The organism is Serratia sp. JSRIV006, from assembly GCF_019968685.1.
Lineage (GTDB): Bacteria > Pseudomonadota > Gammaproteobacteria > Enterobacterales > Enterobacteriaceae > Chania > Chania fonticola_B.
Genome location: NZ_CP074137.1, coordinates 1,352,927 through 1,376,634, shown reverse-complemented (window position 1 = coordinate 1,376,634; position 23,708 = coordinate 1,352,927). Strand labels below are relative to the sequence as shown.

Genomic DNA, 23,708 nt, shown 5'->3' with positions numbered 1-23,708 from the left:
ATAAAAAAAGCCGGGTAGTCATACCCGGCCGGCTGTAATGCTAATACCTCAGAATTCGGGGGAATAGGTGAGGTGTGGTGAACGCAGCCAATGTTGTAAATAGTGAGCCACCGCCTGCTGTTCGCAGTGGCCGATAACCTGTAGTTGGGGCAGTAACGATTTCAACTGTGGCAGGGCATTGCCCATCACCACGCCGTGCCCGACTCCCGCCAGCATTTCCTTATCATTCATCGCATCGCCAAAGGCCATGCAATCAGCCAGCGTCAGCCCCAGATGGCGGCTCAGCCTGTCCAATGCTGCTCCCTTGTTGCACGCCTTTGGCAGCACTTCGAGGCAATCATAGGCCGAGAAGCACAAATCGACACGGGTACCGAAATGTTCACTCAACTGTGCCTGGAGTTTGACCAGTTCTTCATGAGGGGCACAGAAACAGACTTTGCTGTTGCCAAACGCGGACAGACGGCGCAAATCGGTGAGTTGGAAATGAAAGCCACTGAGATGATGTGCAGCCAGCATTTCCGGCACCGCGGTTTCGGTCAACCATCCCTCATCACGAAACACGTGCATGCTGGCAGAAGTACGCCAGTGGGTATGCAACACTTCTTCGGCAATCTCCGCCGGTAAGTCGGTAGCATGCAGTTGCTGCCCTTGCTGATCATGGACGCGAGTGCCGTTACCGGTGATCAGGTAACCTTGTAAACCCAGTTGCGCCATGATCGGCTGGGCATCGAGGTAATGCCGCCCGGTGGCAAAGGTCACCACCATCTCCCTGTCGATAAGCTGCTTTAACGCGCTCAGCGTTTCCGGCCCGACACGGTGATCGGGGGTCAGCAGGGTGCCGTCCATATCGAAAGCGGCCAGGCGATACATAGGAACCTCGTAAATGTGAGCACAATGGCAATCAACGCAGTATGGGGTGGTATTTGCGGAAGTAATAGTGAACAATTTGCCTAAACGCTTCCTGATTTATCTTTCATCGCTTGCAACACCTAGGATACCGCTATGCGCCTGGTTCATCGCCTCGGTCAGTATCAACGTTTGTACCACCAGCTAGGCAGCGCGCCGGTGGCGATCACGATCGGTGAATTAGCTGCGATCTTCTATTGTAGCGAGCGGCATGCACGCACTCTGGTGCAGCAGTTGCAGCAACAAGGCTGGCTAAGTTGGCAATCACAGGCCGGCAGGGGGAAACGCGCGCAGTTGCAGTGCCTGAAAACCCCCGATGAACTGCGGACTGCGCATCTCCAACGTTTACTGCAACTGGGCGATCATCAGGGGGCCTTGGAAATGGCGCAGCTGGCGCCACAGCATCTGCAAGAGTTGCTAAGCCCCCACCTCGGCGGCCAATGGCAGAAGGGCAGCCCTACGCTGCGTATCCCTTATTACCGCACATTGGAAAAGCTCGATCCATTGACGCTAAGCGGCCGTGCGGAACAGCATCTGGTCGCGACCGTTTATGCCGGTTTGACGCGCTTCAATACCGGTTGCCCCGAGCCACAGCCCGATCTGGCCCATCATTGGCAGATTAGCGAAGACGGCCTGCGTTGGCAGTTCTTTCTGCGCAGCCAGCTGCGATGGCATAACGGCGAGGCCTTGACGGGCCAACAACTATTGCAAACCCTCAACGCCCTGCAACACCATCCGCGCAGTCAGCCATTATTGAGCAGCGTGGCGGCAATCAGCCTGCCGCATGCGCTATGCGTCCAGTTCGATCTGCAAATGCCCGATTATTGGCTGGCGCACCGGCTGGCGGAACTGCCCTGCCTGATGACACATCCAGAGTTACCGAGCCTCGGCGCAGGCCCGTTTAAGCTGGCACTAAACGAGCCGCATATGGTACGGCTGGAACAGCATCCTTACTACCATCTGCAACATCCTTATCTTGAAAGCATCGAATACTGGATCACGCCAGAGCTGCCAACCCGCAGTACCGACACCAGTTGCCAGCACCCGGTACGCATCACCATCGGCCAGCAGGAAGAACTGGCACAGGCGCGGCCGGTACAACGCAGTATGAGCCAAGGGTGGTGCTACCTGGCAATTAACCAGCGCCGTGGCGTACTGAGTGAGGCACAAGGGCAAAAGCTGCTGATGCTGATCCAGCGCTCAGGGCTGCTGGCCAGTTTGCCCATCCAGCAGGGCGTGATTATGCCAAGCCATGAAATGCTGCCGGGCTGGGCGATCCCTGAGCATGATGTCAGACAGGATGTTGAGCTGCCCCCTCGATTGACGCTGCTGTACCATCCACCGATCGAACTAGAGAGCGTGACTCAGGCTTTGCAACAATTGCTGGCGGAGCATGGCTGCCAATTAGAGGTCCGCTATTATTCCGGCAAACGTTGGCAAAGTACCGAGCAGGTAGCCCAAGCCGATCTGTTGCTGGCCGATAACCTGATTGGTGAAGCTCCGGAAGCGACGTTAGAAAGCTGGCTACGTCGCGATTTGCTGTGGCAAGGGATTTTGCGAGAAGAGGATTGGCAATACCAACAGCGAACCCTGCAACAGATCCAGCAATGCCCAGCACCACTGCAACGCTACAGCCAGCTAAAAGCGTATTATCAACAGTTGATGGGGGCGGCGATCCTCACGCCCCTATTCAATTATCAGTATCAGGTCAGTGCCCCTCCCCGCATACAGGGCGTGATGCTCACCGCCTACGGCTGGTTTGATTTTTGCCAGGCTTGGCTGCCACCACCGCTGGATGATTAGGTTGCCCTACGCTGTGGCGAGCATTTCTGATAGCATCCCCACATGTGTGTTATAAAGCCCAATAGCGCCAGGTTCAGGCCAGTAACGCTGTAACCTGGCAGTAAAGGGCATAAACCGGCCGCCCGAATGTGCATCGGGAATGGCCCTAGCCAGAAGGTAGATTTATGAAACGCGCAGTCGTCGTTTTTAGCGGTGGACAAGACTCCACGACCTGCTTGATCCAGGCATTGCAACAGTATGATGAAGTTCACTGCATCACGTTCGATTACGGCCAGCGTCACCGCGCCGAAATCGAGGTGGCCCAGGCCCTATGCCAAACCCTGGGAGCCAAGGCGCACAAGGTTTTGGACGTTGGGTTGCTCAATGAGTTGGCCATCAGCAGCCTGACTCGCGATAACATTCCGGTCCCCACCTACGACAGCTCGCAGACCGATGCCTTGCCAAGCACCTTTGTGCCGGGACGCAACATCCTGTTCCTCACCCTGGCGGCGATTTATGCCTACCAGGTGGAAGCCGAAGCCGTGATCACCGGCGTGTGCGAGACGGATTTCTCGGGCTATCCGGATTGCCGCGACGAGTTTGTTAAGGCTCTGAATCAGGCCATCGTGCTGGGGATCGCCCGTGATATTCGCTTTGAAACTCCACTGATGTGGCTCAACAAGGCTGAGACCTGGGCGCTGGCGGACTATTATCAACAGTTGGAACGTGTTCGCCATGAGACGCTCACCTGTTATAACGGCGTTCAAGGCGACGGTTGTGGTGAATGTGCGGCCTGCCACCTGCGCGCCAACGGATTGCAGCAGTATCAGCAGGACAAGGTCGGCGTGATGGCCAGCCTGAAGCGGAAAACCGGCTTGGTTTGAACTCGTTTATGGGCGGCGATAGCGTCGCCCAGTCAATCAGGCCTGCTGATCCTTTTGTTGTAGTGCCACCAGGTGTTCACGCAGTGCGCCTTCAATCGGCAGTGCCCGCTGGGTTTTCAAATCGATACAGACAAAGGTCAGCGTCGCGTCGGCGACCACGGTCCCCTCCGGCTCCAGCAATACCTGCTGGCTCAGCACGCCGCTCTTGCCATTGAGTTGCAGCATCTGGCTATCGATGCGTAGCTTATCCCCCAATACGGCAGGCTTACGATAATTGATATTGATGTTCACCACGATAAACGCGATGTTGTTTTGCGTCATCCAGTGGAAAGCATCCAGATCCTCCAGCCATTCCCAGCGCGCCTCCTCCAGAAATTCCAGATACCGGGCATTATTAACGTGTTGATAGACATCAAGATGATAGCCACGAACTTTGATATAAGTCTGCATAGTGAAACGACCGCTCCTGCTCTGGTGATAACAAATTAATACCGGCATACCCGTTCAGTGATATCCCTCCTTGCAGACCGCATGCTGATACCGCAGGGCTTGGCAAAGAGTTTGCGATGGACGACTGGTATGACCTGTAAAATGTAGCAGAGCAGCGCGGCTGCGAGGGCACTTTGCCACGCAGCCGCGAGCGGGATCACATTTTCAGCCGATCACGATTTCTTTCCACCAGGGAGGGGCCGATCCCCGGCACCTCCTGTAGCTGGTCAATTTCGCTAAACGGCCCGTTCTGTTCGCGGTAGCGCACTATGGCCTCTGCCTTTTTCAGCCCTACGCCGTTCAACACGGTGGCTAGCGCCTCTGCATCTGCCTGGTTAATACTGACCTTGGCTTCACCTTCGCCTGATGCTTCAGGGCTAACCTTAGGCGATACCACAGCGGCCTGTGGTTGCCCCTGAGAGGGTTTCTCTGCGGCAATGGCCGAGCTCCCTATCAGGCCAAACAACGCCGCCGCCAAGAGTAGCTGGCGGATAACGGTAAAACGGATAATGGCTTTATTTTCGCTAAGTTGCATGCTGTATCCTCCTTGTGTTTGACAGCTTGGTTACCTTGCCGCAGCGGCGGAAGATCGGCAAATGGCAGAGTTTAAATGTGGAAAAGGCCGCGAAAGCGGCCTTTGAATATTGCAAGCTGTTGCAAAGAAATGCGGTGCTTATTCCCGTCCACTGCAGGGAGGAATACGGGCGCAGCATGCTGCGCCCCCTACAAAACCAGAGAGCGGAGATTACGGCTGTTGCTGCTCAGCGGCACCCATTTTGATCTTGGCTTCTTTGCGCAGGTTAGTCAGCAGGGCATCGAAGGTCACGCTAGCGCTTCCTTTCTCCATGTTGCTGACGAAGGTTTTCATTTCGTCTGCTGGCAGAGTGCCTGGCTTAACGCTATCCAGAGCGATCAACACCACGTTCCCTTGAGCATCCTGTGACATGCCGTAAACCACTTTACCGGCTTCCGGGTGCGGCAGTGCGAAAACGGCTTCCACAAGTTGGCTGTCTTCCGGGGCGCGTGCCATTTTCTGTACGCTGCCGAAGCTCAGACCAGCGGCTTTCATCGCCTCATCGCCTTTGCCCTGCTTCAGCTCAACCAGCAGTTTTTCACCCTGCAGCTTGGCTTCTTGCAGTGCCTTGTTGTGTTTGACCATCGCGGTTACGCGATCTTTCACCTTGTCGAAAGGTTCAATCCCTTCCGGCTGATGGGCCACAACGCGAACCACGAATGCACGGTCACCGTCAACGGTGATGACGTCAGAGTTGCTGCCTGGTGCGCCGTTCTCGCCAATCAGCGAACCATCGAAGATGGCCTGCACAACCGGCTTGAAGTTCAACGCAGCAGGTACCGAGTCACGGGTAAACCATTCGGTGTTAGCCGCCTTGATACCCGCAGCTTCTTCCGCTGAGGCCAGGGACTCGTTATCGCTGGTCGCCGCCTCGCTGACTTTCTGCTGCAGCGCATAGTAGGCATCTACCGCTTTTTCCTGCTTGAGCTGCTTGGCGATAGCATCATGCACTTCGCTCAATGGCTTCACCAGCGCTGGCTTGATATCGTCCAGGCGCACGATCAGGTAACCCACTGAAGACTTCACTACGCCAGACAGTTGGCCTTTCTCGGTCAGGTTTGCCTGTTTCAGTTCGTCTGCCGTGGTATCTGGTTCCATCCAGTCCATTTCGCCACCGGTACGGCGCGAGATGATGTCGGTAGATTTCTCTTTCGCCAATGCAGCGAAATCGCCACCGTTTTTCAGCTCTTCCAATACCGCTTTGGCATCCGCTTCGGTTTTCAGCTGGATCACGCTGAATTTTTTGCGTTCCGGCTGGCCAAAGCTGCTCTGGTGCCCATCGTAATAGGCGCTGATATCCGCTTCGGTAACGGTCACAGTATCCTGCAATGCCGCGGCATCCAGCGGGATAAAGCTCACTTTCACCTTCTCTGGCGCGATGAAGCTGTTTTTATTCTGCTCGAAGAAGGCCTTCAGCTCTTCGTCGGTGACGGTTTGCTTGGCCATCATGGTATTGAGATCGATCGTCGCCAGACGCACGTCGCGCTCTTGCAGAACCAGGGCAACCATAGACTGTGCTTCGCTGGGTGTGACGATATCGGAACCGCCAAAGCCCTGGATCATCTGCTGGTTGATTAACCGCTGGCGTGTATATTGCGCATATTGATCGGCGCTAAAGCCCGAACGGGTAATCAGGTCGAGATATTTGGCGTTGTCGAATTTGCCGTCCGTCTGGAAATAGCTTTCTTGACGGATGGCCTCTTTCACCTGATCGTCACTGGCGCTCAGGCCCAGCGTCTTCGCGTACTGGTCCAGCAGCGACTTGTCGATCAGTTGAGACAGCACCTGCTGGCGCATCTGCTGCATGTAGCCTTCGTTGCCAGCCATGGCAGAGAAACGGTCACCCAGTTCCTGCTGCATCCGGCTACGTTCACTCTGGAAAGCCTGTTCCAGCTGGGCGCGTTCGATCACCTGGCCATTTACTTTCGCAGCGTAATCGCCGGCACTTCCCTGATAGCTGACTACTCCAGTCAAAAGAAATGACAAGATAATCAGCCCCAGGATGATTTTTAGCACGACGTGGTTAGCAGCCGCGCGTAAATTGTCCATCATAGTGTGACAACACTCCGCTGTGATGTGGATTAACAACCCTTGTGCAGGCGCGTTCCCTGCGACAAAAATAAAAAAAGCGCATCAACCTGATGCGCCTTATATCTTACCTTACCAATACCGCTGCGTCAGGTGATTGTTTACCGGCGACGCGATGCGATTAAACGCCGTAATCAGTTTACTGCGTCTTTCAGGGCTTTCCCTGCACGGAAAGCCGGAACTTTGGCTGCCGCGATTTTAATCTCTTTACCCGTTTGCGGGTTACGGCCGGTACGAGCTGAACGCTCACGCACGGTGAAAGAACCGAAACCAACCAGAGCCACGTCATCCCCTTCTTTCAAGGAATCGGTAACGGAAGCAATAATGGCGTCCAAAGCACGCCCTGCTGCCGCTTTAGAAATATCAGCACCCGCGGCAATTTTGTCGATCAGTTGTGACTTATTCACTCTATCATCCCCTCTAGAATTCAAAACGTCGCACCGAAAAAATCCCTACGGTTACGACAGCGCTGCTGTTATATCAATCCCGTCGTGCCTTGGCAAGCCACCAAACGGCAGCGAAACGCGAGCCGACAGGGATCTAACTTAGCGGCACAAAAAAATACTGGCAAGTCCGAATTGGCTTGCCAGCATGAGTTTTATCAATGGTTTTTGCTATACGTCACTATTTTACCGCTACCGGCTGTGCGCCGAAGGCCGGATTAACCAGTGCGATGTTCAAAACTTCATCGATCCGCTGTACCGGATGGATCTCCAGATCGGCAATGACGTTGTCCGGGATCTCTTCCAAATCGCGCTTGTTCTCGTAAGGGATCAGCACGGTTTTGATACCGCCACGGTGTGCCGCCAGCAGCTTCTCTTTCAGGCCGCCAATCGGCAACACATGACCACGCAAGGTGATCTCGCCGGTCATCGCCACATCGGCGCGCACCGGGTTGCCTGTCAGGCAGGAAACCAGCGCGGTACACATGGCAATACCGGCGCTTGGGCCGTCTTTCGGCGTCGCCCCTTCGGGCACGTGGACGTGGATATCACGTTTTTCATAGAAATCGGCGTTGATGCCCAACTTCTCTGCACGTGCACGTACCACGGTCAACGCGGCCTGGATCGACTCCTGCATCACTTCACCCAAAGAACCGGTGTAGGTCAGCTTGCCTTTGCCCGGTACGCAGGCAGTTTCGATGGTCAGCAGATCGCCGCCCACTTCCGTCCACGCCAGCCCGGTTACCTGGCCTACGCGGTTTTCGGTGTCTGCACGGCCGTAATCAACACGCTGAACGCCCAGATAGTCCTTGAGGTTCTCGCCGTTGATCTCGATGTGTTTGAGCTTCTTGTCCATCAGCAGCGACTTGACCGCTTTACGGCACAGCTTGGAAATTTCACGCTCCAGGCTACGCACCCCGGCTTCACGGGTGTAATAGCGGATGATGCCGATAATGGCACTGTCATCTACCGTCAATTCGCCTTTCTTCAACGCGTTGCGTTCAAGCTGCTTCGGCAACAGGTGCTGTTTGGCGATGTTCAGCTTTTCGTCTTCGGTGTAGCCAGAAAGACGGATCACTTCCATACGGTCCAGCAGCGGTGCCGGGATGTTCATCGAGTTCGAGGTCGCCACGAACATCACGTCGGACAGATCGTAATCCACTTCCAGATAGTGATCGTTAAACGCCACGTTCTGTTCCGGATCCAGCACTTCCAGCAGGGCTGAAGCCGGATCGCCACGCATGTCGGATGACATCTTGTCGATCTCATCGAGCAGGAACAGCGGGTTTTTCACCCCAACCTTGGCCATTTTCTGGATCAGTTTACCCGGCATGGAGCCGATGTAAGTCCGGCGGTGACCGCGAATCTCTGCTTCGTCACGTACGCCGCCCAGCGCCATACGGACATATTGGCGGCCGGTCGCGCGAGCGATCGACTGCCCCAGCGAGGTTTTACCCACGCCAGGAGGCCCTACCAGACACAGGATCGGCCCCTTGATTTTGCTGACGCGGCTCTGCACTGCAAGATACTCAAGGATGCGGTCTTTGACGCGTTCCAGGCCGTAGTGATCGGTATCGAGCACTTCCTGCGCCTTGAGCAGGTCTTTTTTCACCTTGCTGCGCGCATTCCACGGCACCTGGATCATCCAGTCGATATAGCCACGCACGACGGTCGCTTCCGCAGACATCGGCGACATCATTTTCAGCTTTTGCAGTTCCGCTTCGGTTTTCTCACGCGCTTCTTTCGGCATTTTGGCCGCTTCGATCTTGCGCTTCAACGCCTCGTGTTCATCCGGCGTGTCGTCCATCTCGCCCAGTTCTTTCTGAATCGCCTTCATCTGCTCATTCAGATAGTACTCGCGCTGGCTCTTTTCCATCTGTTTCTTGACGCGGTTACGGATGCGCTTCTCAACCTGTAGCAGGTCAATTTCCGACTCCATCATCGCCATCAGGTACTCAAGACGCTCGGTGATATCGAACATTTCCAGCACCGACTGCTTGTCGCTGAGCTTCAGCGGCATATGCGCAGCGATGGTATCCGCCAGGCGTGCAGCGTCGTCGATGCTGTTCAATGACGTCAGCACCTCCGGTGGAATTTTTTTGTTCAGCTTGATGTAGCCTTCAAACTGATTGATCGCCGTGCGCACCAGGACCTCCTGCTCACGCTCGTCGATAGCCGGTGATTCAAGATATTCAGCCTGGGCAGCGAAGTGTTCGCCGCTGTCGGAAAGCGTGGTAATACGCGCACGCTGTAAACCTTCGACCAGCACCTTGACCGTGCCGTCCGGCAGTTTCAGCATCTGTAAAATCGATGCAACGGTACCGACCGAGAACAGATCGTTAATGCCAGGTTCATCCGTCGAGGCCTCTTTCTGCGCCACCAGCATGATCTTTTTATCGTGATCCATTGCGGCTTCGAGGCACCGAATCGATTTTTCCCGGCCAACAAACAACGGGATCACCATGTGCGGATAAACCACCACGTCGCGCAATGGCAACACGGGGATTTCAATGCGTTCGGAACGCTCAGGGTTCATAGAGCTCTCTCTTAGTTTAATTTCCGCCAGGATTAGGGGGATCTCATGAGACGCCAGCATCAAACGTTTCACAAAATCTGGATTATGAGTATATGGGGATGAATCTCTGACATTCAACGGTAACAATGTAGAGAAAAAGAAAAGGGGGATAAAATCCCCCTTTTACGATTAACTTTCTGGTTTGACTGGCTAATTATTCGCCAGAAGCCTGCGCTTCCGGTTTGCCGTAAATCAATAACGGCTTGGATTGGCCAGCGATCACCGATTCGTCGATCACCACTTTATCTACGCTTTCAAGCGACGGCAGATCGTACATGGTGTCCAGCAGCGCGCCTTCGACAATCGAACGCAGACCACGGGCACCCGTCTTACGCGTCATGGCCTTCTTGGCGATGGCGTTCAGCGCTTCCTCACGGAATTCCAGATCGACCCCTTCCAGATTGAACAACGCCTGATATTGCTTGGTCAGAGCGTTTTTCGGCTCTTTCAGGATCTGGATCAGTGCCTCTTCGCTCAGTTCGCTGAGGGTGGCAACCACCGGCAGACGACCGATGAATTCCGGGATCAGGCCAAATTTGATCAAGTCTTCCGGCTCTGCCTGCAACAGCAGTTCGCCTTCGGTGGCTTTTTCAGATTCACCCTTCACCGTGGCACCAAAACCGATACCGGAACCGGTGTTAACGCGCTGGCCAATCACCTTATCCAGGCCGGCAAACGCACCGCCACAGATAAACAGGATCTTGGAGGTGTCCACCTGCAGGAATTCCTGCTGCGGATGTTTACGCCCACCCTGTGGTGGAACCGCCGCAATCGTGCCTTCGATCAGCTTCAGCAGCGCCTGCTGCACGCCTTCGCCCGAAACGTCACGGGTGATGGACGGGTTGTCTGACTTACGTGAAATCTTGTCAATTTCATCGATATAGACGATGCCGCGTTGGGCTTTCTGCACGTCATAGTCGCATTTCTGCAACAGTTTCTGGATGATGTTTTCCACGTCCTCACCCACGTAACCGGCTTCGGTCAGCGTCGTGGCATCGGCCATGGTGAAAGGCACATCCAGGAAACGTGCCAGCGTTTCTGCCAGCAAGGTTTTGCCGCTACCGGTTGGGCCGATCAACAAAATATTGCTTTTGCCCAGTTCGATGCCATTGCTGGTATCGCCGTTACGCAGGCGTTTGTAGTGGTTATAGACCGCCACCGCCAGCACTTTTTTCGCCTGTTCCTGGCCGATAACATAATCGTCCAGGTGGTGACGAATCTCGTGCGGTGTCGGCAATGAATTACGCTCGCGATGCGGCGCAACCTCTTTAATCTCTTCGCGAATAATGTCGTTACACAGATCAACACATTCATCGCAGATATACACTGACGGACCGGCAATCAGCTTACGCACTTCATGCTGGCTTTTGCCGCAGAAAGAGCAGTACAGCAACTTTCCTGAACCGTCTTTGCGCTTATCTGTCATGAGTCAAACCTCTTCTTTTGTCTTTGTCCCGCACCATTACGCGGCGACAATGCGCCCAAACTTTATACCGGGAACGCCGATAACGCTGTTTAAAGCGAGCCAGGCCCGCTCTGAATACTATAGCCTATCGGCCCGCAAGCCGCGCGCTACCTAATAACCCTTCAGGCGGCAGGTACGCTCTACAGCTTGCGGCCCTTGGGTATAGTTTTAGCTGCGGTGCGTCAGAATGCTGTCGACCAGACCGTATTCTACCGATTCTTCCGCCGTCATGAAGCGGTCACGTTCGGTATCACGTTCGATCTGCTCCAGCGATTGGCCGGTATGTTGTGCCATCAGCTCATTCATCCGAGCCTTCACCTTCAGGATCTCACGCGCATGGATTTCAATATCCGTTGCCTGGCCCTGGTAGCCGCCCAGCGGCTGGTGGATCATCACTCTGGAGTTTGGCAGGCAGAAACGCTTGCCCTTGGTGCCTGCCGTCAGCAAGAACGACCCCATGGAACACGCCTGCCCCATACAGATGGTGCTGACGTCCGGTTTGATAAACTGCATGGTGTCATAGATTGACATACCCGCCGTGATCACGCCGCCCGGTGAGTTGATATACAGGAAAATATCTTTTTCTGGGCTTTCTGCCTCGAGGAACAACATCTGCGCCACGATCAGATTAGCCATATGATCTTCAACCTGGCCGGTCAGGAAGATAATGCGCTCTTTCAGCAGGCGGGAATAAATATCGTAAGAACGCTCCCCGCGCGAAGTCTGCTCTACCACCATCGGCACCAGTGCCATGTTAGGTGCAAATTGGTCTCGTTCGCCACTGTATGACATTACCGTCTCCTAATAGAAATTGCCTTGGCGCCATTGTCTGTCGATTCTACTTGAGAACGGCCATCATGACTACGTTCAAGCCATCGACAGGCTCCACACTGATTTGACGGCGCTATCATTCCGCCAGGCGGATAAAGCGGCCCATACTGTTGTAGGAATTGGGGGGTCACAGAGCGAATTTCAAGCCCGGTGAACAATTTCACCAACATCCCTGTGTGGCAGGCAAGGTCACAACCACTGGCCTTCCGCTACCGCCATTCATCCTCGTCCCAATAAATATAGTGCATATTGCCACAGTTAAGCCGAGATTAATCAGTCACGTGGCAAAAGAAAAGCCCGTAACCAAAGTTACGGGCCTTGTAAGGAACTCCCTGCTACGGCAATGGACCTGCCATCAGGCCGTTCCTGGCATCAACCAGCATTAAGCTTGTTGAGTCTGGTTCATCAGCTCGCTGAAGGTAGTGGCTTTTTCGGTCACTTTCGCTTTAGCCAGCAGGGCTTCTACCGCTTGTTCTTCCAGAGCAACGTTACGCATGTTGTTCATCAGCTCTTTGTTTTTGCTGTAGAACTCAACAACTTCGCTCGGATCTTCGTAGGCGGAAGCCATTTCTTCGATCAGGGTCTTAACGCGCTCTTCATCGGCTTTCAGATCGTTGGTGCTGATCACTTCGCCCAACAGCAGGCCGACCACAACGCGACGTTTGGCTTGCTCTTCGAACAGTTCGCGTGGCAGTTCCAACGCTTGCTTCTCGTTGCCACCAAAACGCTGTGCAGCCTGACGACGCAGAACGTCGACTTCGCCGTCGATCAGTGCCGCTGGCACGTCGATGTCGTTAGCGTTGACCAGACCGTCGATAGCCTGAGTCTTGATGCGGTTACGCACGGCGCCTTTCAGTTCGCGCTCCATGTTTTTACGCACTTCGGTACGCAGACCGGCGAGAGAACCATCAGCCACGCCGAAACGCTTGATGAACTCTTCAGTCAGTTCTGGCAGCTCGCGCTGTTCAACTTTCTTCAGCACGATAGCGAACTTGGCCGCTTTCCCTTTCAGGTTTTCAGCGTGGTAATCTTCTGGGAAGTTGACGTCGATGGTGAACTCTTCACCGGCTTTATGACCCACCAGACCTTCTTCGAAGCCCGGGATCATGCGGCCCTGGCCCATGGCCAGAACGAAATCGGCAGCTTTACCGCCTTCAAACTCTTCACCGTCGATAGAGCCGGTGAAGTCAACGGTCACGCGGTCTTCAGCAGTGGCTGCGCCGTCGGTGTCTTTCCAGGTCGCCTGCTGCTTACGCAGAGTTTCCAGCATGGTATCAACATCGGCGTCGTTAACTTCAACTACAGGTTTTTCAACCTCGATGCTTTCCAGGCCTTTCAGCTCAACTTCTGGATAGACTTCGAATTCCACGGTGAAAGCGAAATCTTCGCCTTCTTTATACTCGCCCGGTACGTAGTTTGGTGCACCGGCCGGGTTGATTTTCTCTTTGATGATCGCGTCAACAAAGTTGCGCTGCATCAGATCGCCCAGCACGTCCTGACGGACGGAGGCGCCATAACGCTGTTCGACGATGTTCATTGGCACTTTGCCTTTACGGAAACCGTCGATACGTACGCTTTTAGCTGCGTTGATCAGCTCTTTCTTTACTGCCTGATTGATAACATCAGCGGGTACAGTAATAGAGAGACGGCGCCCAAGGCCTTGAGTGGTTTCTACTGAAACTTGCATCTTGTTACCTCAAAAAAATCACAGTGCTCGGTCAACTCCGTTCCAAGAACCAGGACGGCTACATTAAAAACCGAGTTCCCTGATGTCGAGAGCGTTCCGAAACCATTCCGGAAAAAATAGACGCGACATTATAGCGGCGCAAGCGTAGCTAGTCGAGGATGGCAAGGCAGCACTGGCGCGTTAAAAATCACACTTTTGCCGATTTTTCGCCCAAATACCTTGATGCCATGGCCATCAGAGCTGCAAACGCCTTCGGCTTTGTCGTCGTCAAAAACAGCAACGGCCCGCAGGCCGTTGCAAAATTCGTCAGTAGTAATACCTTAAATACGGGTAAAAGTTCCACTGATACCGTAAATTTTAGGTATTAAGCCAGTGTGCCCGCCCCACGACAAGGTGGTGAAGCCGGAACCGTATCCTGCAGCCCTTCCCACTCTTTCAGGGTATAGGTATGCAATGCCAGCGCGTGTACGCCGTTTTCCAGTTCCTCCGCCAATACGCCATAAATGGAGCGATGGCGGGTCAGGAACCGTTCGCCGACAAATCGGTCGCTCACCAACACCACTTTGAAATGACTTTCGGATCCAGCGGGAACATTATGCCGATAGCTCTCATCAGTCACTTCCAGATACGCGGGTTCAAACGCCGCCCTTAACTTTGCTTCTATTTGCTCGCGGATCATAGGATCTCCTTACAACACCGGCAGGCTACCAGGTTCTACTTTAATATTAGTCGGTTTTGCCCCCTGCAGAACATGGCTATCGTAAATCCCACCGCTCTTTGCTGTAAAAAGCATCAACAAAAGCGGCTCAGTTGAGGTTTATCCGATTGAGCCTCGCAAAAAAGCCTGTTTTTATTCTGGTTGAGGAAAAATTTACGTCACGGCCACCTTCAACACTTCCCCCCGTTGTTGGCAATGCTATGATGGCGGCAATTTATCGTTGACTCTAGCGCTTTGATTATCAAGCACCCACAACCCTGCCCGCGGGCTTGAACAGCACCGGGTATAAAACCACGATTGATGAGACAGTCATAATGTTAAAAAAACTTTGTCTTCCGCTGCTGGCTGCACTGCTGTTGGCTGGCTGTGCTACCAGCACCAATACCCTGAACGTAACCCCGAAGATCGTGTTGCCACAGCAGGACCCAACCCTGCAAGGGATCACCATCAGCATTAACGGTGCCGATCAACGCCCAGACCAGGCGCTGGCCAAAGTGAACCGTGACGGCCAACTGATCACCCTGACCCCATCGCGCGATCTGCGTTTCCTGCTACAAGAAGTGCTGGAAAAGCAAATGGGCGCGCGTGGCTATATGATTGGGCCATCAGGTGCGGTTGATTTGCAGATCGTGGTGAATACGCTGTTTGCCGACGTTTCCCAAGGCAACCTGCGCTACAACATCACCACCAAAGCGGATATTTCAATCATCGCGCAGGCCAAAAACGGCAACAAGCAGGTGAAGAACTACCGTTCTACCTATAACGTGCAGGGTGCCTTCACCGCCAGCAATGAAAAAATCACCGATGCGGTCAACACCGTGCTGGGTGACGTCATCGCCGATATGGCGCAGGACACCAGCGTCAACGACTTTATCAAGCAAAACGCACGTTAATCAGGCAATGCGTTGCCTGTACTTCCGGGCAACGCAGACCAGGATCTCATGTCGAAACAGTATCTGAATATTTTTACCCAGCGTAATTCCGTCATCCTGTTGGTGTTGGGCTTTGCCTCGGGGCTGCCGCTGGCATTGACCTCCGGCACGCTGCAAGCCTGGATGACCGTCGAAGGCCTAGATCTGAAAACCATTGGTATCTTCTCACTGGTAGGTCAGGCCTACGTGTTCAAGTTCCTCTGGTCTCCGTTTATGGATCGCTACACTCCCCCGTTCCTTGGGCGGCGGCGTGGCTGGCTGTTGATCAGCCAGTTGCTGCTGGTAGTGGCCATCGTGGCGATGGGGTTTATGAATCCGTCACAGCACCTGTGGTGGCTGGCCACGCTGGCGGTGGTGGTGGCATTCTGTTCTGCCTCACAGGATATTGTTTTTGACGCCTACAAAACCGATCTGCTGGCGGCCGAAGAACGTGGTGCCGGGGCCGCAGTCTCGGTACTGGGTTATCGCCTGGCAATGCTGGTTTCCGGCGGGCTGGCCCTGTGGCTGGCCGATCGCTATTTCGGCTGGCAGGCGACTTACTGGTTAATGGCCGGGCTGATGCTAATTGGCGTAGCCGCTACGCTGATGGCACCAGAACCGGACGACAGCATTCCTGCACCGCGCACCCTCGAGATGGCAGTAGTCGCTCCGCTGCGTGACTTCTTCGCCCGTAACAATGCCTGGCTGATCCTGTTGCTGATCGTGATGTATAAGATGGGTGACGCCTTTGCCGGGAGTTTGAGTACCACCTTTCTGATCCGCGGCGTCGGCTTCGATGCCGGCGAGGTCGGCCTGGTGAACAAAACGCTCGGTCTGTTTGCCACCATCGTCGGGGCCCTGTTCGGCGGTGTCCTGATGCAGCGTCTCAGCCTGTTCCGCGCGCTGATGCTGTTCGGCATTTTGCAGGCAGTGTCCAACATCGGTTACTGGCTGTTGGCGATCACCGCTAAAAACATCCTGACGATGGGCAGCGCCATTTTCCTGGAAAACCTGTGTGGCGGTATGGGCACGGCAGCCTTTGTCGCCCTGCTGATGACCCTGTGCAACAAATCCTTCTCCGCCACCCAGTTTGCCCTGCTCTCGGCGCTCTCCGCCGTTGGCCGTGTTTACGTCGGGCCGATTGCCGGTTGGTTCGTGACCGCCCATGGCTGGCCACTGTTTTATCTGTTCTCCATCGCGGCTGCGGTTCCAGGCCTGTTGCTGCTGTTAATCTGCCGCCAGACATTGGAGTACACGCAACGTACCGACAACTTCATGCCACGCACTGAGTTTCGTGCCGCCTACCGCTGGGCATTGCGTCTGTTGGGCATCGGCTGCTCGCTGCTAGGCGTATGGCTGCTGTTGCTGATCGCCAACGCGCTGAATTGGACCAACTGGCCCGACCTCGCCGTGCAGCTCCTGCAAACCGGTGCCATGCTGAGCCTGGTGGGAATTATCATGGGCAGCCTGTTGGACTACCTGGCGTTGCGCCGAACGCAATTAGCGTGATTTTTTTGTTAGCCGGTAAAATTCGGCCAACAAAAAAGCATCAGAAAAGCGAATTTATTTCGTTAAAAATTTAATATTTTCGCCAAAGCTATTTTTTTACCCGAGTAAAACGCTCGGAAATAGATTTTAATTCACCTCAACAAAACAAAAATTTTACATTAAATAAACCTTTTTGCGCCTATTCAAACATCGCCACCGCTGACGCCATATCCTGACATACCCTTGGTTTTCCATGACATAGCATCCCCCCGGAACGATTCAGCTCGCCAACACGTTGTTGCCATTAGTAAATTGTCACCTTACGTTACATGTGTGACCCCCTTAACAGAAAGTGTCAACAAGCCGCTGACACTCTCTTAAGTATGTTTACAGTACTGCAACCTTCCCGTAAAATGCCCGCACACATGAAACGACAATATAGAGCCTTGGTAATTGGGGTCGTTAGATGAGACTTAAGAAATACAATAAAAGTATTGGGATGTTATCCTTAATTGTCGCCACCGTTCTGCTAAGCGGTTGCGATATGGTGTTGATGGATCCCAAAGGAGCAATAGGTGTTGAGCAACGAAGACTGATCCTCACGGCAATCGGCTTGATGCTGATCGTTGTGGTGCCAGTGATCTTCATGGCATTTGCCTTTGCCTGGAAGTATCGTGCTTCCAACAAGAGCGCCAAGTACAGTCCGAATTGGTCACACTCCAACAAGATTGAAGCGGTCGTCTGGACCATTCCAATCATTATCATCGCCATCCTTGGCACCATAACCTGGAAAACAACCCACGCGCTGGATCCATTCAGGCCGATTGTCGCCGACAAAAAGCCAATGACCATCGAAGTGGTATCGTTAGACTGGAAATGGCTGTTCATCTACCCAGAGCAAGGTATCGCGACCGTTAATGAGCTGGCTTTCCCGAAAGATGTTCCCGTCGAATTCAAAGTCACCTCTAACTCGGTAATGAACTCGTTCTTTATTCCTCAGTTAGGTGGGCAGATTTATGCGATGGCCGGGATGCAGACCAAACTGCACCTGATCGGCAACGAAGCAGGCAAATACGATGGTATTTCCAGCAGCTTCAGTGGCCGTGGGTTCTCCGGCATGAAATTCACCGCCATTGTCACCCCGACCGAAGGCGACTTCGATCAGTGGGTAGCCAAGGTGAAAGAATCGTCTAATACCCTTAACGCCACCAGCGATTTTAACAAACTGGCAGAGCCGAGTGAAAACAACCCGGTTGAGTACTTCTCCAGTGTCAAACCGAATTTGTTCAAAGAGACAATTGGCAAATTCATGGGTGATATGCACATGCACAAAGGCGCAGAAGCTTCCGCGCATCAGGGCATGGACATGAGCCAGGGTATGGACATGAGTGAACATGCTCACGCCGGAGCCGAGGAATAATCTGATGTTGGGAAAATTAACACTTGATGCGGTTCCGTTGCATGAACCGATCATCATGGTCACCGTTGCTGCAATCATCGTTGGCGGGCTGGCCCTGCTGGCGCTGATCACGTATTTCGGCAAATGGAAGTGGCTGTGGAGCGAATGGCTGACTTCGGTCGACCATAAAAAAATCGGTATCATGTACATCATCGTGGCTATGGTTATGCTGCTGCGTGGTTTTGCTGATGCCATCATGATGCGTAGCCAGCAGGCGCTCGCGTCTGCCGGTGAGGCCGGATTCCTGCCGCCGCACCACTACGACCAGATCTTTACCGCGCACGGCGTCATCATGATCTTCTTCATGGCGATGCCTTTCGTGGTAGGTCTGATGAACGTGGTAGTGCCGTTGCAAATCGGTGCGCGCGACGTTGCCTTCCCGTTCCTGAACTCCCTGAGCTTCTGGTTCTTCGTGGTCGGCGTGGTCTTGATCAACATCTCGCTGGGTGTCGGTGAATTCGCACAGACCGGCTGGTTGGCCTATCCACCGTTGTCAGGTAAGGAATACAGCCCTGGCGTCGGGGTCGATTACTGGATCTGGAGTCTGCAGATTTCCGGTCTGGGTACCCTGTTGACCGGTGTGAACTTCTTCGCCACCATCCTGAAGATGCGTGCCCCTGGCATGCCGATGATGAAGATGCCCGTGTTCACCTGGGCAGCACTGTGTACCAACGTGCTGATCATCGTCTCCTTCCCAATTCTGACCGTCACCGTCGCGTTGCTGACCCTGGATCGCTATCTGGGCACCCATTTCTTTACCAATGATATGGGCGGCAACATGATGATGTACATCAACCTGATTTGGGCCTGGGGTCACCCAGAGGTGTATATCCTGGTTCTGCCAGTGTTCGGTGTGTTCTCTGAAGTTACCGCCACCTTCTCGAAGAAACGCCTGTTCGGCTATACCTCACTGGTATGGGCAACCATCGCGATCACCGTCCTGTCGTTTATCGTTTGGCTGCACCACTTCTTTACCATGGGGTCAGGCGCCAACGTTAACGCCTTCTTCGGGATTGCCACGATGATCATTTCCATCCCGACCGGGGTGAAAATCTTCAACTGGCTGTTCACCATGTACCAGGGCCGTATTCAGCTTAACTCCGCGATGCTGTGGACCGTGGGCTTCATCATCACCTTCTCCATCGGTGGGATGACCGGCGTGCTGCTGGCGGTACCGGGTGCCAACTTCGTGCTGCACAACAGCCTGTTCCTGATTGCCCACTTCCATAACGTCATTATCGGTGGTGTGGTGTTCGGTTGCTTCGCTGGCCTGACCTACTGGTTCCCTAAATCCTTCGGCTTCCGTCTGAATGAGACCTGGGGTATCCGCGCATTCTGGTTCTGGATCATCGGTTTCTTCGTCGCCTTTATGCCGCTGTACGCACTGGGCTTCATGGGAATGACTCGCCGTATCAGTCAGAATATCAATCCTGAGTTCCACCCTCTGCTGCTGGTTGCGGCTGGCGGTGCAGCGCTGATTGCCTGCGGTATTCTGTGCCAAGTGATCCAGGTTTACGTCAGTATCCGCGACCGCGAGCAAAACCGCGATCTGACCGGTGACCCGTGGGGTGCACGTACGCTGGAGTGGTCAACCTCTTCACCACCTCCGTTCTATAACTTCGCCGTAGTGCCGGAAATTCACGATCGTGATGCGTTCTGGGACATGAAAGAAAAAGGCGAAGCCTATAAGAAACCCGCGAAGTACGAGCCGATTCATATGCCGAAGAATACCGGCGCCGGTGTGATTATTGCTGGCTTCAGCCTGGTATTTGGTTTCGCGATGATCTGGGATATCTGGTGGATGGCGATTGCTGGCTTCGTCGGCATGATCGTGACCTGGATCGTCAAGAGCTTCGATGAAGATGTTGATTACTATGTGCCGGTTGATGAGATCGAGCGCATTGAAAACCAACACTATGAACAAATCAGCAAAGCAGGCGTGAAACATGTCAACTGATACTCTGACCAACCATAGCGCAGCCCATGCCGAGCATGGGCACCACGACGCAGGAGAAACCAAGGTCTTCGGATTCTGGGTTTACCTGATGAGCGACTGTATTTTGTTTGCGAGCTTGTTCGCAACCTATGCAGTACTGGTGAACGGGACCGCTGGCGGTCCCACTGGGAAAGATATCTTCGACCTGAATTTTGTACTGGTTGAAACTTTCCTCCTGCTGTTCAGCTCCATCACCTACGGTATGGCGATGATCGGCATGAACAAGGGCAAGGTCAGCAGCGTTAACACCTGGCTGTTCCTGACCTTCCTGTTTGGCCTCGGCTTCGTGGCGATGGAGATCTATGAATTCCATCACCTGATCGCCGAAGGTTACGGCCCAGACCGCAGTGCGTTCCTCTCCAGCTTCTTTGCGCTGGTAGGTACTCACGGTCTGCACGTAACCACCGGCCTGATCTGGATCATCATCATGATGATTCAGGTGAGCAAGCGTGGCCTGAACCCAACCAATAAAACCCGTCTGATGTGTCTGAGCCTGTTCTGGCACTTCCTGGACGTGGTCTGGATCTGCGTATTTACCGTTGTCTACCTGCTGGGGGTAATGTAAATGAGCCATTCATCCCATGATACCTCTCACGGCGGCGCAAGCCACGGTAGCGTGAAGTCATATCTGACCGGCTTTATCCTGTCGGTCATCCTGACGGTAATTCCATTTGCGATGGTGATGAGCGGCAGCGCCTCTCACTCCACCATCCTGGCGGTTGTGGTCGGCATGGCGGTTATCCAGGTGATCGTTCACCTGGTTTACTTCCTGCATATGAACACCTCATCGGAAGAGCGCTGGAACCTGGTGGCATTGCTGTTCACCGTTATGATCATCGGTATCGTTGTTGTGGGTTCACTCTGGATTATGTACAACCTCAACATCAACATGATGGTCGATTAAGAGCAGAGCTGGACGTGATGATTAAGCAATACCTGCAAGTAACTAAACCAGGAATTATTTTCGGTAATTTAATTTCTGTCGTCGGGGGATTCCTGCTCGCTTCCAAAGGGAGCATCGACTATCCCCTGTTTCTCGCCACCCTGTTAGGGGTCTCGTTGGTGGTTGCCTCGGGCTGTGTATTTAACAACTACATTGACCGCGACATCGACAAGAAAATGGAGAGAACGAAGAACCGGGTGCTGGTAAAAGGCCTGATCGCGCCGAGTGTGAGCCTGGTTTACGCTACCTTGCTGGGTATTGCTGGTTTTGCACTGCTGTATATCGCAGCCAACCCGCTGGCCATGTGGCTGGCGGTGATGGGCTTTGTGGTTTATGTCGGCGTTTACAGCCTGTACATGAAACGCCACTCGGTATATGGCACGCTGATCGGCAGCCTGTCTGGGGCCGCGCCACCGGTTATTGGCTACTGCGCGGTCACTAACGAGTTTGACGCTGGTGCGTTGATCCTGCTGGCTATCTTTAGCCTGTGGCAGATGCCGCATTCTTATGCGATTGCCATCTTCCGCTTTAAAGATTACCAGGCAGCCAATATCCCGGTGCTGCCGGTGGTGAAAGGCATCTCCGTTGCCAAAAACCATATTACGCTCTACATCCTGGCGTTTATGATCGCCACGCTGATGCTGACCCTGGGCGGTTATGCTGGCTACAAATACCTGATCGTCGCAGCGGCGGTGAGCGTGTGGTGGCTGGGCATGGCGTTACGCGGCTACAAAGCGGAAAATGACAGCGTCTGGGCGCGCAAACTGTTTGTGTTCTCAATCGTGGCCATTACTTCACTTAGCGTAATGATGTCGATCGATTTCAGTGCCAGTGCTACACCAGAAACCCTGTTAACCTACGCTTGGTAAACAGCGGATGTCTGCGAATGGGCCGCTCAGCGGCCCATTTTATTTGTTTCAGAGAAAAGCACGCCAACTGTAATATCTGTTAAACAACATTCGATTTACCCCCCCTGCCCTTCGCACTAGAATGACGCAACTTTGCCGAGGCTATTCCAACAGGCTAAGTCCCCCCTACTTAGCCCGTTGGAATAGGCTTTACTGAGGTCAAGATGAACGACAATATAATGACGCCCCAAGAACGCCGTGCGACCTGGGGCTTGGGAACCGTATTCTCACTGCGCATGCTTGGCATGTTTATGGTGTTACCGGTACTGACCACCTATGGGATGGCGCTGCACGGTGCCAGCGAGGCCCTGATCGGCCTGGCTATCGGTATTTATGGCCTGGCGCAGGCGGTATTCCAGATCCCCTTCGGCCTGATTTCGGACCGCGTTGGCCGTAAGCCACTGATCGTCGGCGGGCTGCTGATCTTCGCCCTTGGCAGCGTGATCGCAGCCTTAAGCGACTCTATCTGGGGCATCATTCTTGGCCGTGCATTGCAGGGTTCCGGGGCGATAGCCGCTGCGGTAATGGCGCTGCTGTCGGATTTAACCCGCGAACAGAACCGTACCAAGGCGATGGCGTTTATCGGCATCAGCTTCGGTATCACCTTTGCTATCGCCATGGTGGTGGGCCCGATAGTGACCCATGCTTTCGGTTTGCATGCGCTGTTCTGGATGATTGCCGTGCTGTCACTGGCTGGTATCGCGATTACCTTACTGGTCGTCCCTTCTGCCGACGAACACGTGCTGAACCGGGAATCGAGCATCGTGCGGGGCAGTTTTAGCAAGGTGCTGAACAATTCGCGGCTGTTGAAACTCAACTTTGGCATCCTGTGCCTGCATATCTTGCTGATGTCCAGTTTCGTCGCCCTACCGTTGGCGATGGAAAAAGCTGGGCTAGCCGCTGCGGACCACTGGAAAGTCTATCTGGTCACCATGCTGGTTTCCTTCATTGCCGTAGTGCCGTTTATCATCTATGCGGAAAAATACCGCCGTATGAAGCAGGTCTTTATGGGCTGCGTGGCGGTACTGTTTTGCGCCGAGGTGGTACTGTGGTTTTCTGGCCAGCATCTATGGGGCATCATTGCCGGAGTGCAACTGTTCTTTATGGCGTTTAACGTCATGGAAGCTATCCTGCCTTCGCTGATCAGCAAAGAGTCCCCGGCGGGTTATAAAGGCACGGCGATGGGGGTTTACTCCACCAGCCAGTTTATTGGCGTGGCCATCGGCGGCAGCGTGGGCGGCTGGTTATATGGTTTTCAGGGAGCAGGATTGGTCTTTATCGCCGGTGCGGTACTTGCCGCCGTCTGGTTTGTGGTCAGCAGCACCATGAAAGAACCGCCTTACGTCAGCAGCCTGCGTATCACGTTGTCTGAACTGGCGGTAAAAGATTCGGCGTTGCAAAGCCGTTTGCTGGCTCAGCCGGGCGTAGCGGAGGCGGTCGTGGTTCCCGAGGAGCGCAGCGCTTACGTGAAGGTAGATACCAAACAGACCAATCGCGGTCAGTTGGAAGCCCTGATCGCAGCGCTTTAAAACAATAGGGCCGGTTTACCGGCCCTGCACAA

The 23,708-nt window shown here is 54.0% G+C and carries 20 protein-coding genes; 10 read left to right on the top strand and 10 right to left on the bottom strand.

What is annotated here, in order from left to right; all coding sequences use genetic code 11:
* Positions 1-48 precede the first annotated feature (48 nt).
* A complete protein-coding gene (gene cof / locus KGP16_RS06200) occupies positions 49-870 on the bottom strand; it encodes an HMP-PP phosphatase (RefSeq protein WP_094981195.1) in 822 nt (273 codons plus the stop codon).
* Positions 871-1,002: 132 nt separating this feature from the next.
* On the opposite strand from cof, the gene KGP16_RS06195 reads away from it, so the two are divergent.
* Both KGP16_RS06195 and queC read left to right on the top strand, forming a co-directional pair.
* Positions 1,003-2,709: an SgrR family transcriptional regulator gene (locus KGP16_RS06195; RefSeq protein WP_094981196.1), complete on the top strand. Its 1,707-nt coding sequence runs from the start codon at positions 1,003-1,005 to the stop codon at positions 2,707-2,709.
* Between the two features lie 164 nt (positions 2,710-2,873).
* Positions 2,874-3,572 (top strand): 7-cyano-7-deazaguanine synthase QueC, encoded by a 699-nt coding sequence (gene queC, locus KGP16_RS06190; RefSeq protein WP_021805478.1) that lies wholly within the window; start codon positions 2,874-2,876, stop codon positions 3,570-3,572.
* Positions 3,573-3,608: 36 nt separating this feature from the next.
* Here the strand turns inward: queC and KGP16_RS06185 are convergent, their stop codons facing one another.
* From KGP16_RS06185 to bolA, 9 genes are all read right to left on the bottom strand, one after another.
* On the bottom strand, positions 3,609-4,022 hold the full coding sequence (locus KGP16_RS06185; RefSeq protein WP_039995774.1) for a thioesterase family protein: 414 nt from the start codon (positions 4,020-4,022) through the stop codon (positions 3,609-3,611).
* Positions 4,023-4,218: 196 nt separating this feature from the next.
* Positions 4,219-4,596, bottom strand: a complete 378-nt coding sequence (locus KGP16_RS06180; protein WP_223500975.1) for a ComEA family DNA-binding protein — start codon at positions 4,594-4,596, stop codon at positions 4,219-4,221.
* A gap of 210 nt (positions 4,597-4,806) precedes the next feature.
* Complete coding sequence (gene ppiD, locus KGP16_RS06175; protein WP_223500974.1) at positions 4,807-6,687, bottom strand: peptidylprolyl isomerase; 1,881 nt, start codon at positions 6,685-6,687, stop codon at positions 4,807-4,809.
* Between the two features lie 170 nt (positions 6,688-6,857).
* A complete protein-coding gene (gene hupB / locus KGP16_RS06170; RefSeq protein WP_004954599.1) occupies positions 6,858-7,130 on the bottom strand; it encodes a nucleoid-associated protein HU-beta in 273 nt (90 codons plus the stop codon).
* Between the two features lie 217 nt (positions 7,131-7,347).
* On the bottom strand, positions 7,348-9,702 hold the full coding sequence (gene lon / locus KGP16_RS06165) for an endopeptidase La (RefSeq protein WP_021805482.1): 2,355 nt from the start codon (positions 9,700-9,702) through the stop codon (positions 7,348-7,350).
* 193 nt (positions 9,703-9,895) lie between these two features.
* A complete protein-coding gene (gene clpX / locus KGP16_RS06160) occupies positions 9,896-11,167 on the bottom strand; it encodes an ATP-dependent protease ATP-binding subunit ClpX (protein ID WP_021180166.1) in 1,272 nt (423 codons plus the stop codon).
* Between the two features lie 207 nt (positions 11,168-11,374).
* Complete coding sequence (gene clpP, locus KGP16_RS06155; protein ID WP_021180167.1) at positions 11,375-11,998, bottom strand: ATP-dependent Clp endopeptidase proteolytic subunit ClpP; 624 nt, start codon at positions 11,996-11,998, stop codon at positions 11,375-11,377.
* Positions 11,999-12,419: 421 nt separating this feature from the next.
* Positions 12,420-13,724, bottom strand: a complete 1,305-nt coding sequence (gene tig / locus KGP16_RS06150; protein WP_021180168.1) for a trigger factor — start codon at positions 13,722-13,724, stop codon at positions 12,420-12,422.
* A gap of 364 nt (positions 13,725-14,088) precedes the next feature.
* The gene (bolA, locus tag KGP16_RS06145) at positions 14,089-14,403 is read right to left on the bottom strand and encodes a transcriptional regulator BolA (protein ID WP_021805484.1); all 315 of its coding nucleotides are present in this window, start codon (positions 14,401-14,403) and stop codon (positions 14,089-14,091) included.
* A 353-nt stretch (positions 14,404-14,756) separates the two neighbouring features.
* On the opposite strand from bolA, the gene KGP16_RS06140 reads away from it, so the two are divergent.
* The 8 genes from KGP16_RS06140 (at position 14,757) to KGP16_RS06105 (ending at position 23,676) form a co-directional block, all read left to right on the top strand.
* Positions 14,757-15,335, top strand: a complete 579-nt coding sequence (locus KGP16_RS06140; RefSeq protein ID WP_021180171.1) for a lipoprotein — start codon at positions 14,757-14,759, stop codon at positions 15,333-15,335.
* Positions 15,336-15,383: 48 nt separating this feature from the next.
* Positions 15,384-16,862, top strand: a complete 1,479-nt coding sequence (ampG, locus tag KGP16_RS06135; RefSeq protein WP_021805485.1) for a muropeptide MFS transporter AmpG — start codon at positions 15,384-15,386, stop codon at positions 16,860-16,862.
* Between the two features lie 445 nt (positions 16,863-17,307).
* Complete coding sequence (gene cyoA / locus KGP16_RS06130) at positions 17,308-18,261, top strand: cytochrome o ubiquinol oxidase subunit II (protein ID WP_037375261.1); 954 nt, start codon at positions 17,308-17,310, stop codon at positions 18,259-18,261.
* A 4-nt stretch (positions 18,262-18,265) separates the two neighbouring features.
* The gene (gene cyoB / locus KGP16_RS06125; RefSeq protein WP_021180174.1) at positions 18,266-20,257 is read left to right on the top strand and encodes a cytochrome o ubiquinol oxidase subunit I; all 1,992 of its coding nucleotides are present in this window, start codon (positions 18,266-18,268) and stop codon (positions 20,255-20,257) included.
* Positions 20,247-20,861: a cytochrome o ubiquinol oxidase subunit III gene (locus KGP16_RS06120; protein WP_071683015.1), complete on the top strand. Its 615-nt coding sequence runs from the start codon at positions 20,247-20,249 to the stop codon at positions 20,859-20,861. The genes cyoB and KGP16_RS06120 overlap by 11 nt, the downstream gene beginning before the upstream one ends.
* The gene (locus KGP16_RS06115) at positions 20,862-21,200 is read left to right on the top strand and encodes a cytochrome o ubiquinol oxidase subunit IV (RefSeq protein WP_021180176.1); all 339 of its coding nucleotides are present in this window, start codon (positions 20,862-20,864) and stop codon (positions 21,198-21,200) included.
* Positions 21,201-21,217: 17 nt separating this feature from the next.
* Positions 21,218-22,108, top strand: a complete 891-nt coding sequence (cyoE, locus tag KGP16_RS06110; RefSeq protein ID WP_021180177.1) for a heme o synthase — start codon at positions 21,218-21,220, stop codon at positions 22,106-22,108.
* A gap of 203 nt (positions 22,109-22,311) precedes the next feature.
* Entirely contained in the window at positions 22,312-23,676 is a 1,365-nt protein-coding gene (locus tag KGP16_RS06105) for an MFS transporter (protein WP_024483938.1), read from the top strand.
* The last annotated feature ends 32 nt before the right edge of the window (positions 23,677-23,708 follow it).

Coding starts and splice junctions, on each gene's coding strand:
- bolA (WP_021805484.1), bottom strand. CDS start 14,403: ATGATCCGCGAGCAAATAGAAGCAAAGTTAAGGGCGGCGTTTGAACCC.
- queC (WP_021805478.1), top strand. CDS start 2,874: ATGAAACGCGCAGTCGTCGTTTTTAGCGGTGGACAAGACTCCACGACC.
- KGP16_RS06115 (WP_021180176.1), top strand. CDS start 20,862: ATGAGCCATTCATCCCATGATACCTCTCACGGCGGCGCAAGCCACGGT.
- ppiD (WP_223500974.1), bottom strand. CDS start 6,687: ATGATGGACAATTTACGCGCGGCTGCTAACCACGTCGTGCTAAAAATC.
- cyoA (WP_037375261.1), top strand. CDS start 17,308: ATGAGACTTAAGAAATACAATAAAAGTATTGGGATGTTATCCTTAATT.
- clpX (WP_021180166.1), bottom strand. CDS start 11,167: ATGACAGATAAGCGCAAAGACGGTTCAGGAAAGTTGCTGTACTGCTCT.
- clpP (WP_021180167.1), bottom strand. CDS start 11,998: ATGTCATACAGTGGCGAACGAGACCAATTTGCACCTAACATGGCACTG.
- cyoE (WP_021180177.1), top strand. CDS start 21,218: ATGATTAAGCAATACCTGCAAGTAACTAAACCAGGAATTATTTTCGGT.
- KGP16_RS06195 (WP_094981196.1), top strand. CDS start 1,003: ATGCGCCTGGTTCATCGCCTCGGTCAGTATCAACGTTTGTACCACCAG.
- cyoB (WP_021180174.1), top strand. CDS start 18,266: ATGTTGGGAAAATTAACACTTGATGCGGTTCCGTTGCATGAACCGATC.
- KGP16_RS06120 (WP_071683015.1), top strand. CDS start 20,247: ATGTCAACTGATACTCTGACCAACCATAGCGCAGCCCATGCCGAGCAT.
- KGP16_RS06140 (WP_021180171.1), top strand. CDS start 14,757: ATGTTAAAAAAACTTTGTCTTCCGCTGCTGGCTGCACTGCTGTTGGCT.
- ampG (WP_021805485.1), top strand. CDS start 15,384: ATGTCGAAACAGTATCTGAATATTTTTACCCAGCGTAATTCCGTCATC.
- KGP16_RS06180 (WP_223500975.1), bottom strand. CDS start 4,596: ATGCAACTTAGCGAAAATAAAGCCATTATCCGTTTTACCGTTATCCGC.
- cof (WP_094981195.1), bottom strand. CDS start 870: ATGTATCGCCTGGCCGCTTTCGATATGGACGGCACCCTGCTGACCCCC.
- tig (WP_021180168.1), bottom strand. CDS start 13,724: ATGCAAGTTTCAGTAGAAACCACTCAAGGCCTTGGGCGCCGTCTCTCT.
- KGP16_RS06105 (WP_024483938.1), top strand. CDS start 22,312: ATGAACGACAATATAATGACGCCCCAAGAACGCCGTGCGACCTGGGGC.
- KGP16_RS06185 (WP_039995774.1), bottom strand. CDS start 4,022: ATGCAGACTTATATCAAAGTTCGTGGCTATCATCTTGATGTCTATCAA.
- lon (WP_021805482.1), bottom strand. CDS start 9,702: ATGAACCCTGAGCGTTCCGAACGCATTGAAATCCCCGTGTTGCCATTG.